This window comes from Mycobacterium sp. smrl_JER01 (assembly GCF_048513595.2).
In the GTDB taxonomy this organism is placed as follows: domain Bacteria; phylum Actinomycetota; class Actinomycetes; order Mycobacteriales; family Mycobacteriaceae; genus Mycobacterium.
In genome coordinates this window covers 3330698-3346303 of sequence record NZ_JBLXXK020000001.1, presented here as the reverse complement: position 1 = coordinate 3346303, position 15606 = coordinate 3330698, and the positions used below count along the sequence as shown (strand labels likewise).

The 15606-nt window shown below is 67.3% G+C and carries 14 protein-coding genes; 8 read left to right on the top strand and 6 right to left on the bottom strand.

The features are described from left to right. The first annotated feature begins 9 nt into the window (after positions 1 to 9). The 7 genes from ACNUDN_RS15765 to ACNUDN_RS15735 are packed head-to-tail and all read left to right on the top strand — an operon-like array spanning position 10 to position 8693. Positions 10 to 1086 (top strand): transferase, encoded by a 1077-nt coding sequence (locus ACNUDN_RS15765; protein ID WP_419122819.1) that lies wholly within the window; start codon positions 10 to 12, stop codon positions 1084 to 1086. Further along, positions 1086 to 3002, top strand: a complete 1917-nt coding sequence (locus tag ACNUDN_RS15760) for a glycosyltransferase (protein ID WP_419122818.1) — start codon at positions 1086 to 1088, stop codon at positions 3000 to 3002. The genes ACNUDN_RS15765 and ACNUDN_RS15760 overlap by 1 nt, the downstream gene beginning before the upstream one ends. Then, complete coding sequence (locus tag ACNUDN_RS15755) at positions 2999 to 4363, top strand: lipopolysaccharide biosynthesis protein (RefSeq protein WP_419122817.1); 1365 nt, start codon at positions 2999 to 3001, stop codon at positions 4361 to 4363. The genes ACNUDN_RS15760 and ACNUDN_RS15755 overlap by 4 nt, the downstream gene beginning before the upstream one ends. Next, entirely contained in the window at positions 4356 to 5108 is a 753-nt protein-coding gene (locus tag ACNUDN_RS15750) for a glycoside hydrolase family 16 protein (RefSeq protein ID WP_419122816.1), read from the top strand. Before ACNUDN_RS15755 ends, ACNUDN_RS15750 begins: the two co-directional genes overlap by 8 nt. Further along, positions 5105 to 5482: a hypothetical protein gene (locus tag ACNUDN_RS15745; protein ID WP_419122815.1), complete on the top strand. Its 378-nt coding sequence runs from the start codon at positions 5105 to 5107 to the stop codon at positions 5480 to 5482. The genes ACNUDN_RS15750 and ACNUDN_RS15745 overlap by 4 nt, the downstream gene beginning before the upstream one ends. Then, positions 5482 to 7233 (top strand): hypothetical protein, encoded by a 1752-nt coding sequence (locus ACNUDN_RS15740; protein ID WP_419122814.1) that lies wholly within the window; start codon positions 5482 to 5484, stop codon positions 7231 to 7233. Before ACNUDN_RS15745 ends, ACNUDN_RS15740 begins: the two co-directional genes overlap by 1 nt. 2 nt (positions 7234 to 7235) lie before the next feature. Continuing rightward, positions 7236 to 8693 (top strand): glycoside hydrolase family 140 protein, encoded by a 1458-nt coding sequence (locus ACNUDN_RS15735; RefSeq protein ID WP_419122813.1) that lies wholly within the window; start codon positions 7236 to 7238, stop codon positions 8691 to 8693. Here ACNUDN_RS15735 and ACNUDN_RS15730 read toward each other — a convergent pair. Further along, complete coding sequence (locus ACNUDN_RS15730) at positions 8690 to 9637, bottom strand: TIGR03621 family F420-dependent LLM class oxidoreductase (RefSeq protein WP_419122812.1); 948 nt, start codon at positions 9635 to 9637, stop codon at positions 8690 to 8692. The genes ACNUDN_RS15735 and ACNUDN_RS15730 overlap by 4 nt on opposite strands. Positions 9638 to 9743: 106 nt before the next feature. On the opposite strand from ACNUDN_RS15730, the gene lhgD reads away from it, so the two are divergent. After that, a complete protein-coding gene (gene lhgD / locus ACNUDN_RS15725; RefSeq protein WP_419122811.1) occupies positions 9744 to 10952 on the top strand; it encodes an L-2-hydroxyglutarate dehydrogenase in 1209 nt (402 codons plus the stop codon). Positions 10953 to 11030: 78 nt separating this feature from the next. Here lhgD and ACNUDN_RS15720 read toward each other — a convergent pair whose 3' ends face one another. The 5 genes from ACNUDN_RS15720 to ACNUDN_RS15700 are packed head-to-tail and all read right to left on the bottom strand — an operon-like array spanning position 11031 to position 15597. After that, on the bottom strand, positions 11031 to 11432 hold the full coding sequence (locus ACNUDN_RS15720; RefSeq protein ID WP_419122810.1) for a 4Fe-4S binding protein: 402 nt from the start codon (positions 11430 to 11432) through the stop codon (positions 11031 to 11033). After that, positions 11429 to 13027 (bottom strand): FAD-dependent oxidoreductase, encoded by a 1599-nt coding sequence (locus ACNUDN_RS15715; protein ID WP_419122809.1) that lies wholly within the window; start codon positions 13025 to 13027, stop codon positions 11429 to 11431. The genes ACNUDN_RS15720 and ACNUDN_RS15715 overlap by 4 nt, the downstream gene beginning before the upstream one ends. Beyond that, positions 13011 to 13748, bottom strand: a complete 738-nt coding sequence (locus ACNUDN_RS15710) for an ABC transporter ATP-binding protein (protein WP_419122808.1) — start codon at positions 13746 to 13748, stop codon at positions 13011 to 13013. Before ACNUDN_RS15710 ends, ACNUDN_RS15715 begins: the two co-directional genes overlap by 17 nt. Beyond that, positions 13745 to 14644, bottom strand: a complete 900-nt coding sequence (locus ACNUDN_RS15705; protein ID WP_419122807.1) for an ABC transporter permease — start codon at positions 14642 to 14644, stop codon at positions 13745 to 13747. The genes ACNUDN_RS15710 and ACNUDN_RS15705 overlap by 4 nt, the downstream gene beginning before the upstream one ends. Next, positions 14623 to 15597, bottom strand: a complete 975-nt coding sequence (locus ACNUDN_RS15700; protein ID WP_419122806.1) for an ABC transporter substrate-binding protein — start codon at positions 15595 to 15597, stop codon at positions 14623 to 14625. Before ACNUDN_RS15700 ends, ACNUDN_RS15705 begins: the two co-directional genes overlap by 22 nt. Positions 15598 to 15606: the final 9 nt, after the last annotated feature.

Here is a 15606-nt window from a genome sequence, read left to right as displayed (position 1 = left end):
AATGGTGCCATGAAACTGTGCCGCGGATGTGGCCGAGAAGAGCCGGTGTCAGTACTCGACTTCGGCAATGTCCCTGCACCCGACCAGTTCCCGGCGGCGCACCGCCCGGTAGAAGCCGACGAGGCGTGTCATCGATTGGCCATCGACCTGTGCACCCGGTGTGGCCTGGTGCAGCTCGGTGAGGACGACACCGGTGAGGAAGAGGCGCACGGTGTGGAGCCCCGCGCGCTGCGGGACCAGGCTCGCGCCGCCCTCGAGCGGGTAGCTGCGGCCGGGTGGCTGCGCGGTGAAACCGTCGCGGAGTTCGACAGTCCGCACAGCGGCAGCTGGATTCCCTACGTCGACGCGTACGGTCTGCAACCGACCGACGGAGCGGATGCCGACGTAGTGCTGGACTGCTTCGGCATCATGCACGAACCTGATCAGCGGAGCTCCTTCGCGCTGCGTGCCCAGCGCACCCGGCCCGACGGCGTTCTGCTGCTCCAGTACCAGTCGATCGGCACCATCGTCGAACTGGGTCAGTGGAACGCGCTGCGACACGGTCATTTCGCGTACTACTCGCTGACGTCGCTGACGCATCTGCTCGCCGATGTGGGGATGAGTGTCGCCACGCTGTGGGAGTTCGACCTCTATGGCGGCACGGTCCTGGTCGCGGCCGTGCACGGACAGGTCGCACCCGATGACGCGGTGCGCCGGCTGTTGGCCAAAGAGCAGCGGCTCGGCCTCACGACTCCGGCGGGCCTGTCGGTTCTGCAGCGCTGCGCCGACAGCGATGTGCGCACGCTGCGAATCTGGCTCGAAGAACAGGCGACGGCCGGGCGTGCGGTGTACGCCTACGCCGCCGCGTCCAAGGCGGTGTCCCTCTTCAGCCGGGCCGGGATCACCACCGAACTGGTCAGGGGTGTGGCCGACGCGTCAGCCGCAAAGCAGGGCAGACGCATGCCGGGAACCAACGTACCGATCATCAGTCCGGAGCAACTGCTCGCCGCCGACCCGGACCTGGTGCTGCTCACCCTGGAGGACCTGATGCCCGAGGTATCGGCGCGGTACCCGCAGCTGGCCGGACGCTGGAAGGCGCACAGCTGATGACGATCACACCCGCTCGCGGTGACTGCCGGTCGATCGACGCCGACGCACCGGCACCCAAGGTCTCGGTGTGTATACCGGCGTATCAGGCGCAGGGATATATTGCCCGGCTGCTCGACACCGTCCTCGGCCAGACGTTTCAGGATTTCGAGGTTGTGGTCGTCGACAACAACAGTTCGGATGACACCGCGGGCGTCCTGGAGACAGTCGACGATCACCGGCTGCGGGTCATCAGGAATGCCGTCACCCTCCCGTTCACCGAGAACTTCAACTTCGCGGTGGGCCAGGCTCGGGGTCGATACGTGAAGTTGATCTGCGTCGACGACCTGCTCAAACCGGACTGCCTCGCGGTACAGGCCGCCGTACTGGACAGCCGTCCCGATGTCGCCCTGGTCTCGGTCAAGTGCGACTTCGTCGACGAGCACGGTGCGCTGATTGCCAGTGCCCGTGGGCTGCAGGGGATAGCTGGACACGTCCCCGCCCGTCAGGCCGTGCGCACGATCGTCCGCAGCGGGGGAAACCCTGTCGGCGCACCGGTGGCCGGAATGTTCCGCCGTGATGATTTCGACCGGGTGGGCGGTTTCACCGATTCCTTCCCGTTCGTCAGCGACCTGGATCTGTGGGTGCGCCTGCTCGACTGTGGCGACTTCTACGGGGTGCCGCAGGCGCACGCGGCCTTCCGGGTCCGTCCCGGATCGCTGAGCGGGTTGGCGTCGTCGCGCGCCCAGCTCCGTCAATCCCTGGCATTCGAGCGGACCGTCAGCCGCGACCCCCGATGGCACATCCCACCGGTGGACCGGGCTCGCGGCGCGCTGCGGTGCCACGAGCACACCCTCCGCCGGATGGTGCTGTTCGGGCTGGCCAACCGGCGCGTGGATCACCGAGACCATGCGACCGCGGCCATGGCCTCGGAGCGATCAGACATCGATGTCCACCATCTGCCGCACCCCGAGCCGGGCACCCTCACCACGGTCATCTGCGCCTACACCACGCAACGGTGGGTCGACCTGTGCGGTGCGGTGGAGTCTGCTCTGGACCAGGATTTCGCCGCCCACGACGTCGTCGTCGTCATCGACCACTGCTCGCAGCTCCTCGCGCTGGCCGAGGAACGTTTCGGTTCACACGACCGGGTGCGGGTGGTGGAAAACGACCGAGAGCCGGGCCTGTCCGGGGCCAGAAACGCCGGGGTGGCCGCCGCACGAGGCGACGTCGTGGCCTTCCTGGACGACGATGCAATCGCACAGCCCGGTTGGGCCCGGGCCCTGATGCGCCACTATCGCGATCCGCTGGTGGCCGGGGTGGGCGGTCATGCCGCGCCGGTTTGGCCGGCCGACTGTCGGCCGGCGTGGTTGCCGACCGAGTTCGACTGGGTGGTCGGTTGCAGCTATCGAGGACAGCCGACATCGCTGGCACCGGTGCGAAATCCGTTGGGCTGCAATATGTCGATTCGCAGGGCAGTCCTGGAGCGGGTCGGTGCATTCCGTTCGGAGGTGGGACGCGTGGGCGCGCATCCGGTCGGCGGTGAGGAGACCGAGCTGTGCATCCGCATCAGCGCCGACGATCCGTCGGCGCGCATCCTCTATGACCCGGACGCCCGCGTCCGGCACCGCGTCACACCCGACCGCGCGACGCTGCGCTACTTCCGCCGCCGCTGCTACCACGAAGGGATGTCCAAGGCGGTCGTCACCGAACTCGCGACCGTTGCGCAACCGCTGAGCGCCGAACGCTCGTACACGCTGCGGGTGCTGCCGGGGGGCATTCTGCGCGAGTCCGTGTCGGGGGGAACCGCGGGTCTGGCCCGCGCCGGTGTCATCGTCTTCGGGCTCGGTATGACCACCGCCGGATATCTGCACGCCAAGGCGCGGCGACGGGTGCAGGCCCGGCGCGCGCGGCGCAGCCGGTACGGCCGGACATGAACCCCGGCGGCAGGCTGTTGCACCGACCGGGCCCGCGCCGGGACCTCGCCGCCGAGGCGAATCTCAGTATCAACACCATCTCGCTGATCCTGTCGAACGCGGTGACGTGCGTCCTCGGTCTGTGTTTCTGGGGTGTGGCGGCCCGGATTTTCCCGGCCGGCGACGTCGGTGTGGCTGCCGCACTGATCAACTCGGCCTTGATGCTGTCCACCCTGTCGATCCTCAGTATCGACAGCGTCTACGAGCGTTTCCTGCCGCTCGCCGGACTCCGGGCCGGCGCACTGCTCAAACGCGGCTTCCTCATCGTCGGAGCCGTGGCGATGGCGGGAGGAGTCGGGCTCATCCTTGTCGGACCACGGGATGCGTTGTTCACCTCGGCGTGGGTGATGGCGGCCTACCCGGTCTTCGTCGCCGTGACGGCGGTGTTCATCCTCCAAGACAAGGCGCTGGCGGGGCTGGGGGTGGCGCGCTGGGCAGCGGCGAAGAACTCCGTCCTGGCAGCCTCGAAGTTGCTGGTGCTGCTGGTGATCGCACTGGTGGCCGGTGCGGGTGGCCTGTCAGGCACCGCCGCGGCGTCGACCGCGATCGTGGCGGCCTGGGGCGGTACGGCGGGGCTGATCGCCGTCTGGGTCTTCGTCGTACTGGCCCGCCGGTGCCGTCACCACCCGAGATTCCTGCTTGCACCGGAGCTGCCGGCGTGGCGCGAGATCCGCTCGTACTTCGGTTCGTCCTTCGCGATCACCATGATGCTGTCGACGGGCGCACTGATGGTTCCGCTCATCGTCGTCGCGGAGGTCGGTCCTGCGGCGAACGCACACTTCCAGATCGCCTGGCAGTTCGTGACGGCCCTTTACCTGACGATTCACCTCGTGGTGAGTCCCTACGTCGCGGAAGCGGCCGCACATCCCGACAAGATCCCCGCGCTGTCGTGGCGGATGGTTCGAATGCTCCTCGCCGTCGCGGGTGTCGGAAGCGCAGGCCTTCTCCTGGTGGGCCCGTCGATGCTCAGCTTGGTGGGCACCGAATACCGCACCGGCGGCGAGGAACTGCTCCGCCTGGCGGCTGCCTTCATTCCGCTGTCGGTGATCAGCGCCGCCTATGAGGGCTTCGCCCGGGTGCGGCGTCGGTTGCGGTTGCAGGTGACGATGACGCTCATCTCGACGGCGATCATCATCGTGGGCTCGGTGCTGGCGACCCGGCAAGTCGGGCTCACTGGTGTCGGCTGGGCCTATCTCACAGCCGAATCGGTGTGTGCCGCAGTCCTGATCGGCCCTTCGGCGCTCTGGCTTGGCCGCCGCATGTACACCACGAGGCGACCGGAACCGTTGCCTGCCGACACTGTGGGGACAGTCGATGCGTGAGCCGGTACGGATTCGTGGCGCGGTCCTCGGCGGCGTCCTATGCCTGGCGATGTGTGCCTGTCCGGCACCGACTTCCGCACAGCAATCGCAGTGCCCGACAACCGCTGCCGACACCCTGCGCTGGGGCGCACCCATCCGCGAGGACGATTTCCAGAATCCGTCGTCGCTGTCGGAATGGACGGTGTACGACGGACTCGGCCACGCCGGTAACGGGCGGCGCACGCCCGGCGCGGTGTCGGTTGCAGACGGGATGCTGACGATCGCCGCCGACGGCGCCGGTAACTCCGGTGGGATGGGCTGGCTACCGGGGCGCATGCACGGCCGCTGGGAGGTTTGCGTGAAGTCGTCGACCGCTCCGGCGGCCTACCACTCGCTGGCGCTGCTGTGGCCGGACGCCGAGGACTGGCCGGCCGGCGGGGAAGTCGACTTCATGGAGATCGTCGACCCTACCCGCCAGGTGGTGGAGTTCTGGCTGCACTGGGGCGCCGGCGGAGCCAAGGAGACTACCTCGACACCGGTCGACGCCACCCAGTGGCACAGCTACGCCGTCGAATGGACCGCGTCACATCTCACCTATTTCGTCGACGGTGTCGCGAAATGGACGATCACCGATCCGTCCAGGCTACCGCCGCGGCCGATGCACCTGTGTCTGCAGCTGGACTACTTCGGCGGTGACCCCGGAGCAGGAGCGCACCAATGGGTCGATTGGGTCCGCGAGTACCAACTGGAGGGGGATACCACATGATGGCGGTCGGTCGTCTGCGCCCGGTTGCGCTGCGTGCACGTGCCGTCGCCGTGACGGCAGCGATCTCGGGTGGCTGTGGACTGCTGTCCGTGGTGCCGGTGCTGCCGGCGCTGCAGGCGGTGCTCTTACTGGTCTTCATCCTTTCCGGTGTCGGCAGCGCGGTGATGTGCTGGGTCGAGTTGCCCCCCGCGGCAACCATTGCCGCGGTGGTCGGCCTGAGCATCGCTGCCATGATGGCCGTGGCAGTCACGATGGCGTGGCTGCAGGTCTGGTACCCGGTGCCGTCGTGCCTGGTGATCGGCGCGCTGGTGTCAGCCAGCGGGGCGGCCCGGCTGAGATTGCTGCACAACCTGATCTCCGATGGGGCACGCTGATGGTGGCCGTAGACAGCCTGGCCACCGACACCGAGACGGTCCGGACACCGCGGGTCGGTGACACACGCTCACGCGACAGACGTCTCATGTGTGCGCTGTTGATCGTCGCCGCTGTGGCGCTCTGGGTCGGTGCGCTGGACCTGCTGGGCGACGTGCCAGCCGGCCAGTACGGTTTGCTCGCAAGTCGGGGTGGTGTTCTGCTGCTGGCAAGCGCCGCGGCAGCGAGCCTCGCGGTCATCTGGGCCGTCGCGGACGACCTCACCACCTGGGCGGTGTGCGGTATCGGGGTGATAGTCCTGGTGTCACGGATGACGGCCACGCTGTTGACCGAGATGCCCATCTACGTGTGGACCTACAAGCACATCGGGATCGCCGACTACATGATCGAAGGACATGCGTCACCGAATGTGCAGATCTACGGCGATTGGCCGAGCTTCTTCGCGCTGATGGCCTGGTTCAGCTCGGTGTCCGGACTGGATCCGTTGATCGTGGCGCACTGGTTCGCGCCCGCCGCGTCGGCGCTGATCGCACTACTGACCGCCACCCTGGTCGTCTGCGCCGGGTACGGCCGCCGACCGGCTCTGATCGCCGCGATGCTGGCGGTGATCGTGAATTGGACTGGGCAGGAATACTATTCGCCGCAAGCTGCGGCGCTGATCCTGGCTCTGGCGATTTTGAGCCTGGTCCTGCATTCCAAGCTGGAGCCGCTGTCCGGGTATATCGCGCTGCCGCTGTTGGCGGTGCTGGCCGCGACCCACCAGCTGACCCCGTTCTGGTTGGTCTTCGTGTTGGCCGGGATGGCGCTGTTCAGGCAGCTGCGGCCGAGATGGCTGCCCGTGATGTATGTCGCCATCCTGGCGGTATACGTGGTACCGCGTCTCAACCGCGCGGCGAAGTTCGACTTCTTCAGCGGTTTCAACCCGCTGCAGAACAGCACCACCGTCGCGGAGCCCCGCGGATCGGACGGTCGCGAGTTCACCATCCTGGTGGAGCGGGGCCTGTTCGTCGCGCTCTGGTTATTGGCCGCCGTGTGTTTTGTCGTCATCTGGCGCCGGCACCGCCCTCCATGGGGTCTGGGCGTGATGGCGTTCTCACCGGTGTTGATCCTCGCGGGTCAAGATTATGGGGGCGAAGCGATCATCCGGGTCTTCCTCTACTGCATCGCCGGGTGTGCCGCCCTGGTGGGCGTGGTGACGGTATGGGTGATGGACTTGAGCACGCCGTGGTTGCGCAGAATCAGCTGTCTGGCATCGACTCTGGTGATACTCGCGTTCGGGGCAGTCGGACTGCACGGCTACTACGCAGGCTGGAGTTATGTGACCGTCAGCCGCACCCAGGTCGAACACAGCCGGCAGTTGTTGGCGTCGACGGAAGGCAAGTACGTCATCGGTACGCTCGCGCAGAACGTCGGATGGCCCGAGGGCTCCACAGCCGCCGCCGTTCGCGTTCGACTTCAGGACCCCGCCTACGATTCGGTCTTTGACGGGGTGAAACCGTCACTGTTACATCGGGACTTCGCGACTCCGCAGGATGTCACCGCCATCGAGGCGACACTGCCGCGCAACGGGCGCGCGCGGGCCCTCTACGTCGTCATACCCCGCCAGTTGGAGGCCTACGGCGAGTATCTCGGGTGGTTTCCGCCGACCTACGTGCCGAGCCTGGTCGACCTACTTTCCCACACCCCTCAGTGGACCACGGTCGTCGACGACGACGACACCGTGATCTTCGAGTACAAACCCCCGAAGAGGTGACCATGAGTAGATCAGCAAGACGACACCGCACCCGGGGGCCCCGCCGCTGGCGGCTTGTTCTCGCCATCGCCGTGCCCACCGTCATGTTCGTCGCCATCGGGCTGCAGGGCGGAATCAGTACGGGTAGCAACCGTCCTTTGCCGATCCCGACTCTGGCCGTCAGCGAGAACTCGCGATACTTCGTCGACGCCGCGGACGACCCGCTTTTCTGGATAGCCGACACCGCGTGGAGCCTGCCGCTGAACCTCACCAGGGACGAAGTATCGGCCTATCTCGACAAGCGGAAGGCGCAGCGGTTCAATGTGGTTCAGATCGTTGCCGTCTTCAATCAGGCCGGTGGACCGGGCCCGAACAGATACGGTGACTGGCCGTTCGACCGATCATTGCCCAATCTGTCGCTCACCGATGGCGCAGACCCCGACAACGCCGCGCAGTACGACTACTGGGATCACCTCGATTTCGTCATCGACCAAGCCAACGTCCGTGGTATCCGGGTGGCGTTGGTTCCGATATGGGCGCACGGTCAGGTCGATGGACTGCTCAACCAGGACAATGCGGCCCCGTTCGGACAGTTCATCGCCGAGCGCTACCGGGACAGACAGGTTATCTGGGTTCTCGGTGGAGACTCGGGCGCCGACGGCGACGAGAACATCTGGCGGGCCATGGCGCTCGGCATCGCCAAAGGGGTTGCAGGTCGCGAGAACTATCAGGCGGTGATGATGACCTATCACCCGATTGGGGGTGCGAGCAGCACACACTGGTTCCGCAGTGACCCGTGGCTGACCTTCGACATGATCCAGGGCGGGCATTGCCTGCGCTACAGCGAGCGCCGCGACCTGCTCCGCGCGGCATACGAGTCGGCGCCCACGCGGCCTTTCCTTGATGGTGAACCCATCTACTCGGGGCACCCCTACTGTTGGGACCAGCCTCCGGAGGGTTACTCCGCACCGATCGACATCCGACGGGACGCTTACTGGGCGGTGTTCGCGGGTGCTGCCGGACACACCTACGGCGACCACGCCGTCTGGCAGTTCGCAGGTGCCACGGACCGGCCAAGCGAACTCGGCGCCCTCGGAGACTGGCGTAGCGCGATGGAGGACGAGGCTGCCTGGCAGATGGGTCATCTGGTGGACCTCATGGAGACCTATCCGTGGTGGAAGGGGGAGCCGGACACGGGCAGGATCGTCGGCCCCGCACGCGGGGGACCGGCCAGGCTTCAGGCCCTGAACGCCACCGATGGCTCCTACGCGCTGGTCTACAGCCCCGACGGTGCGGGCTTCTCGGCAGATCTGTCGGCGGCGGTGCGACCCGGCTCCCCGCTGTCCTGGTTCGACCCGCGTACCGGCGAGACGACCACTGCCGGCATCCTGCAGCAGGGGCCCGTCGACTACATTCCGCCTACCTTGCAGGACTGGGTACTGGTGGCCGCAACAACCGCCGTCCGGGCGACACCGCCCTAGCGCAGATGGGCGATGACACGCGCTGCGGCTTCGGTGTTCTGGCCGAGGTGCCAGTAGTCGAACCCAAACCGATGACTGTGATCGCGCAGTCGTTCTGCGCACTCGGCTGCGGTACCCACGAGCACAGCAGGAGAGTCTCCGAGCGTGTCCATGTGTGCCTCGACCGGGTCCGTCCACGTCGACCGGCCCCCGGTCTGGGTGTCCGCATCGGTGACCTTCAAGTATGGGACGCTGAACTGCAGGCGCGGTGTGTCACGACCCGCGCGCTCGGCCGCTTCGCGAACGCGGGTGACCTTCGCGCGCAGGGCGGTAGCCGCCAGGTCTGCGACTGCGCCGCCGTCGATGCGGCCGCGTGCCATCCTCGGCTGGATACCCACGATATCGGCGTGCTGGCCGGCGAGATCGAGCATCCGGGGCCCGGCAGCGCCGACCAGGACCGGTGGGCCGGGCCGCTGGACGCACGTGGGCAAGCCCTCAAGGCCGCTGATCTGATAATGCTCGCCGCGGAAATCGACGCAGCTCTGCGTGAAGAAGGAGCGGATGATCTGCAACGCCTCGGCGAACTGGGCAACCCTGACGGGTCCGGCATCCAGCGTAAGCCCCAGCGCCGCATAGTCTTCGGTCAACCACCCAGCACCGATGCCGAGTTCCACGCGTCCGCCGGACAGACGGTCGATGGTGGCGATGTCCTTGGCCAGCAACGCGGGATGTTGCAACGGGCTCTGCACGACCAGGGAAAGTACCCGCAACCGGGTGGTACAGGCCGCTGCGAATGCCATCGCCGGTATCGGTCCGAGCTGCCAACCGCCGGTGACGTGGTGGGAGATCGCGGCCGAGTCGAAACCCAGATCCTCCAGGCGGCGCAGTTCCCCCATCCACGAGGCACCGTCGCCGCGCAGGATCGGCATCGGAGCGATGAAGCGGAGCTGTCCGTCAGCGGGCACGGGCGTCCTCTCGGCGGGATATGGCGGGAAAACGGGATATGTTGTCGATGGCGCTATGTCGATGCTATTCCACACCGGACGGATCACGAAGGGGCGATGATCAATTATGGCCAATCGTCGAGTTGCCGTGGTGGGCGGCGGAATCATCGGCCTTGCGGTCGCCAGAGAGCTGTCGCGCTCGATCGACGCCGTCGATGTCGTTGTCTTCGAAAAGGAGTCCACCGTCGGGCTGCATCAGACCGGACGCAACAGCGGTGTGGTGCATGCGGGTCTCTATTACGCGCCCGGAAGCCTGAAAGCAAGGCTGTGCCGGCGGGGGGTCCTTCTGCTACGGGATTACGTGGCGCAACACGATATCGGGTTTTCGGAGTGTGGCAAGCTCGTGGTGGCACTGACCGAGGAGGACGTGCAGCGGCTCAACGGAATCCACTCCCGTGCCGTTGCCAATGGAGTGCCGGGTATCCGGCTGCTCGGTGCAGAGGAGATCACCGAGATCGAGCCCAATGCGCGCGGCCTGCGTGCACTGTATTCACCGTCGACGGCTATCGTCGACTATCCGGCCGTGGCGCAGGCATTGGCGGCCGACGTCAGGATCGCGGGAGGCAGTCTGCGGATGGATCACGACGTCGTGAGGGTTTCCCGGCGCAGGAACGAGGTGACGGTGTCGACCGCGCAGGCGACCGAAGCCTTCGACATCGTGATCACTTGTGCGGGACTGCAGTCCGACCGGTTGGCGCGCAGCTCCGGTGACGACCGGTCGCCGCGCATAGTGCCGTTCTTCGGGGACTACTATCTGCTGAACCGGCGCGAGTCGGGGCTGGTGAACGGGTTGATCTATCCGGTGCCCGATCCGCGGTACCCGTTCCTCGGTGTGCACCTGACCAAACAGCTCGACGGCCGAGTGACTTTGGGGCCGAACGCCTTTCTCTCACCGGGTCGCGAGGCGTACCGGCTCGGCCGGATTTCGGTGCCAGATGTGGTCGACGCCGTCGGCTTCCCTGGATTCTGGCGGTTCGCCGCACGCAACGTGGCCGCCGGGGTCCGGGAGGTGCGCACTGTGCTCAGCACCGGCGCCTTCGTCAGGGAGGCCCAGAAGTATGTACCGGCGGTTTGTCGCGAGGAGGTGGAACGCGGCCCACGTGGCATCCGCGCGCAGGCGATGAACACCGACGGCAGCTTGGTGGACGACTTCGTGATCACCGGCGGCGGGGGGATCGTGCACATCCGTAACGCGCCGTCGCCGGGAGCTACCTCCTCCCTGGCGATCGCCGAACACATCGTGCACGAGGTGCTGCCCGAGCGGCTCGGAATCTGAGTTGCCCTGGGCAATCCAGGCGGAGGTCCGTCGGCGGGCCTGCGGATTGTTCCCCCGGTCGCTGCGCTCGCCCCGCGCTCAGTCGACGTGGTTCCAGGGCGAGTCCGCCAGCGCTGGTTCTGGAAGCGTCGGTTTAGGCAGCGGCGCGACGTGTTTGAGTATCGGGTTACGGTCGCGCAGCGTGCCGGCGGTGCGGCCTCGACCCCATCCGATCAGCTCGCGGTAGCCTCCGAACAGACCGTGCTGCTTGAGGGCGTCCTCATCGGCGTGTGGACTACCGGCATCGACGGGGGTGGAGACCGGAGAGACGTACAGCGCGTCTACGGGGCAGTACGCCTCGCACATGAAGCAGGTCTGACAATCGGCTTGGCGGGCGATCACCGGGATGCCGTCGTCGCCGCGCTCGAACACATCGGTGGGGCAGACCTTGATGCAGACATCGCAGGCGATGCACGCCGACGAACTGACGATCTCGATCATCCCACTGCTACCGAGGCGATGAGGCGCGGCGGAACGGGGTCCGAGGCCGTCCAGATCTCGTCGAGCCCGCCGACAAGCATCCGGTTGTTGAGGCGGTCGTCGACGTCGGGCAGATCCTCGCGGCGGTGCAGTCCCCGGCTCTCGGCGCGTGCCAGCGATGCGGCGGTGATCCACCTCGCCGCGGCTACCAGTGCGACCGCTTGCCGTTGTTTGTACGCCTCCCGAGCCGGCACCGGTGCCAGTCCGTCACCGATGTCACGCCACAACACGGCAAGTGCGCGGGCGGAATCGAGGAGCCGATGACGGGACTTGAGGTGACTGCGCCGCGGAGGGAGAACGTGGTCCTGGACGGCGTGAACGACTTCGTCGACGGTCGGAGCGTCCCGCGTTCCCGGTCGCGAGCCCGGAGTGTCGATTCCGGCCGGGCTGCCGGGTGTGCGTCGACGGCTGAATCGCGCCGCCCCGCGCCCGGCGAACACGCCCGAGGCGATCGCCCACGACCCGTTGTGGCTTCCGCCGCCGCTGATCGACCCCGTGATCAGTTCCCGGGTGGCGGCATCCCCGGCGGCGTAGAGCCCGGTGACGGTGGTGGCGCACTCCGGTCCCGTCAGCCGAAGACCGCCGGTACCGCGCACCGACCCCTCGTAGACCATGCGGATCGGATAGGCGGTGACGAACGGGTCGATGCCTGCCTTGTCGAGCGGAAGAAAGTAGTTCGGCTGCGCGTCGCGCATGATCTGGTGCATCGATTCGGGGGCTCGATCGAGGCGGGCGAACACCCGCTGTCCCCGGGCGAGTGCCCGTTGGGCGTCGACGCGTCCGCCCAGGCCGCGTTCGGTCGCGAGCCGTCGGCCGTGCTCGTCGTAGAAGCTGGCCCACTGCAGCATGCGGCCTTTGGTGTGGGTGCCCCACTCCGGTGACAGCGCGTATGCGGAGCAGAACTCCATGCCGGAGAGGTCCGCGCCGACCTCGGCCGCCATCAGCAACCCGTCGCCGGTGTTGACGTTGGTGCCGAACGTCCCGGACAGAAACGCGGTTCCGCCGGTTGCGAGGACCACCGCGGCCGCCGAGATGTGCCAGGGCCGCCCGCCGTCCTGTCGGGCGATTCCGTTCGCCCCGTTGACGATTCCGTCGGAGTCGGCGGTGAGCGCGGTGGCCGGGTGGTGGTCGAGGATCCGCACGCCGCTGCGATGGGCCTTGCGGCGCATCCGGCGCATATACTCCGGACCCTGCAGGCTGCTACGCAGTGGCCGTCCGTCGTCGCCGACCGGGAACGGATAGCCCCAGTCTGCGAGCTGCTCGATCCGGTCCCACGATTCCGAAAGCACGCGCAGCATCCAATCGGCGTCGGTCAGGCCGCCCGCGGCGGACTCGCGTTCCAGAACCGCCTCTTTCCGCCGGTGGCCGGGTGGGATCAACCAGAGGTTGTTGCCGCCGGCCGCGGTGGCTCCGCTGGTGCCGCAGTATCCTTTGTCCACCAGGGTCACTCGGCGGCCCATTTCGGCGGCCGAGATCGCAGCCCAGGTAGCCGCCGGGCCACCGCCGATCACCAGGACGTCGGTGGCGTGCGTGTCGACCTCACCGGTTGCGGTCATGTCCGACCTCTTCGGTGACGCCGAGTTCGGCGAGCAGTTCCCAGCGCAGGTCGTCGAATCCGTCGTCACCGCGGCTCCGCGGGAACGGCAACGCCACCCGCCGGCTCAACGACACCCGGCCCGCCGCGAGCACGACGACCCGGTCGGCGAGCAGGATGGCCTCGTCGACATCGTGGGTGACGTGCAGGACGGCCATGTTTCGGCGCGCCCACAGGTCGTGCAGCAGGCGATACATCTTGAGCCGCGTCAAAGCGTCCAGTGCGCCGAAGGGTTCGTCGAGCAGCAGCAGATCGGGCTCCCGCACCAGCGCTCTTGCCAGCGAAACCCGTTGGGCCTCACCCCCGGACAGGGACAGCGGCCACGACCGGTCCTTGTCCGCAAGGCCCACCTCCTCCAGCGCGGCCCGAGCGCGCGCGCTGGCGCCGGGGGTGTCAGCGCCGCCAGTGGGCAAGGCGAAGGTGACGTTGGCCAGCGCCCGGCGCCAGGGCAGCAGACGAGGATTCTGAAACACCACGGCGCGCGATCGCGGGACGATGACCGAGCCCTCCGCACGGCCGTCGAGTCCGGCGAGGATGCGCAGCAGCGTGCTCTTGCCCGATCCCGAGCGGCCCAGCATCGCCACGAACTCACCGTCGGCGATGTCCAGATCGAGGCCGGCGAGTACCTGCTGGGTGCCGAAGCCGCGACGCAGGTTACGGACGGTGACGACCGGGACGCTCATGCGGCGCCGTTGAATCCGGTGTCGAATCCGGTGAAGCCGTTGCGCCAGGACAGCAGGACACGCTCCAGCACGCGCACCAGCGCGTAGGAGGCCAGGCCCGCCACCGCGTAGATCACGATCACCAGCAACGAGACGTCGAACTGCAGGTTCGTCTGCGCGCGCGACATCAGGAAGCCGATGCCCTCGGTGGTGTTGATCATCTCGGCGAAGATGAGACTCAGCCATGCGCTGGAAAGCCCCAGGCGCAGTCCGACAAGGAAATTCGGCATCGCTCCGGGAAGGATCACGTGGGTAATCAGGGTACGACGGCGCGCTCCCAACGTCTGGGCCATCTCGACCAGTTGCTGGTCGACGCCGCGGATACCGGAGTAGGTGTTGATGTAGATCGCGATCGCCACACCCAGGGTGATCAGGACGATCTTCGGGCCCTCGCCGATACCCATCCAGATGATCAGCAGCGGGGTGAGCGCGAAATTGGGGACCGCTTTGAGGATCTGCATCGTCCAGTCGAGCAGATCCTCGCCGGTGCGGGTCAGCCCGGCCAGCACGGCGAGCAGCACACCGAGAGCGATGCCCAGGATGGTGCCGGTCAGCACTCGGGTGGCCGAAGCCCCGACATGCAGGGCGAGCTGACCGTCGCCGAGCAGTCGCCACGCGGTGGTGGCCACAGCGGATGGCGGGGGAAACAGGTCGGGATTGAGTGAGCCGGTCGCCGATCCCACGGCCCATACGGCCACGATCAGTGCCGGTCCCATCATCCGGCGCACCGGCCGCGGGATACGCGCCCACACGCTGCGCCGGTGGCGGTGTCCGGCGGCGACGTCGACCAGCTCCGGAGCCGGCGGATCGGTGCGCACCGCTGGGACCGCGATGGTCACGACTGCGCTCCAGCCCATTCGGTCACCGAATACTCACCCTGCAGGGATCCGTCGGCCGCGAGGAAGGAGTAGGCGTCCTGGAGCTGTTCGACGCCCTGCCTCGGGAAGGGTTCGGTGTTGAACTCGTCGGGCTTCGTCGAATCTTTGACGAACTCGACGTCGGTGCCGTCGGTGTGCGCGACCCACGTCGCGTACTCGTCGAAGTTGTGCCGGATGTCGCGGTTGACCGCGGTGACGGCCCGGCGCCACGCGTCGGCGAATCCGGGATGCTCATCGGTGAACGTGGTCAGCGCGATATTGGTCCCGGTGCTGCCCAGTCCATGTCTGGACAGGCTGTCGATGATCGGGAATCCGTTGTCCTGCAGTTCGATCGCGCTCGCGCCGGTGACCACGGTGGCGTCGATCCGGCCAGAGCTGAGGCCGGCGATCGATTCCGGTGTCGGGACGTCGCGGACCTCGATGTGACCGTTGAGTCCCGCGGCTGCGATCAGTTGTCGGGCGGCGCGGTCCCGGATGGTGCCCTGGGGGGCGGTGACGGATCTGCCGACCAGTCCCCGGATGTCGGTCGGTCCGCCCTTGGCTCCGACCAGCCAGGCATCGCCGTTGATCGAGTCAAGGCTCAGCAGAACGACTTTCGGGTCACGGCTGCGGGCGCGCAGTGCGGGGTTGTCGCCGATCGCGGCGACGTCGACAGCCCCGGCGAACAGGGCCGAGGCGACGTCAGTGCCGGATTGGAAGTACGCATACTCGATCCTTTCCACACCGGCGTCCCTGAGTTTCTCGGCGAGGATGCCTTGCTTGTCGCCCCAACCCAGCGATCCGGCGGGGGTTCCGGTCGGCGAGGTTGCGCCGATGCGCAGTGTGTAACCGGCGGAGCCGTCGGTGTTGCCGCCGGAGTCGGCACTGCCGCACGCGACAGCCGAACCGAGCACGGTGAGGGTCAGTGCGGTGCGCACGAGATGGCGAAGCAAAAGATGGCC

Excerpts from the sequence above, each read along its gene's own strand:
- ACNUDN_RS15740 (WP_419122814.1), top strand. The coding sequence starts at position 5,482 with ATGGTGGCCGTAGACAGCCTGGCCACCGACACCGAGACGGTCCGGACA.
- ACNUDN_RS15760 (WP_419122818.1), top strand. The coding sequence starts at position 1,086 with ATGACGATCACACCCGCTCGCGGTGACTGCCGGTCGATCGACGCCGAC.
- ACNUDN_RS15765 (WP_419122819.1), top strand. The coding sequence starts at position 10 with ATGAAACTGTGCCGCGGATGTGGCCGAGAAGAGCCGGTGTCAGTACTC.
- ACNUDN_RS15735 (WP_419122813.1), top strand. The coding sequence starts at position 7,236 with ATGAGTAGATCAGCAAGACGACACCGCACCCGGGGGCCCCGCCGCTGG.
- ACNUDN_RS15705 (WP_419122807.1), bottom strand. The coding sequence starts at position 14,644 with ATGGGCTGGAGCGCAGTCGTGACCATCGCGGTCCCAGCGGTGCGCACC.
- lhgD (WP_419122811.1), top strand. The coding sequence starts at position 9,744 with ATGGCCAATCGTCGAGTTGCCGTGGTGGGCGGCGGAATCATCGGCCTT.
- ACNUDN_RS15750 (WP_419122816.1), top strand. The coding sequence starts at position 4,356 with ATGCGTGAGCCGGTACGGATTCGTGGCGCGGTCCTCGGCGGCGTCCTA.
- ACNUDN_RS15755 (WP_419122817.1), top strand. The coding sequence starts at position 2,999 with ATGAACCCCGGCGGCAGGCTGTTGCACCGACCGGGCCCGCGCCGGGAC.
- ACNUDN_RS15720 (WP_419122810.1), bottom strand. The coding sequence starts at position 11,432 with ATGATCGAGATCGTCAGTTCGTCGGCGTGCATCGCCTGCGATGTCTGC.
- ACNUDN_RS15715 (WP_419122809.1), bottom strand. The coding sequence starts at position 13,027 with ATGACCGCAACCGGTGAGGTCGACACGCACGCCACCGACGTCCTGGTG.
- ACNUDN_RS15710 (WP_419122808.1), bottom strand. The coding sequence starts at position 13,748 with ATGAGCGTCCCGGTCGTCACCGTCCGTAACCTGCGTCGCGGCTTCGGC.
- ACNUDN_RS15745 (WP_419122815.1), top strand. The coding sequence starts at position 5,105 with ATGATGGCGGTCGGTCGTCTGCGCCCGGTTGCGCTGCGTGCACGTGCC.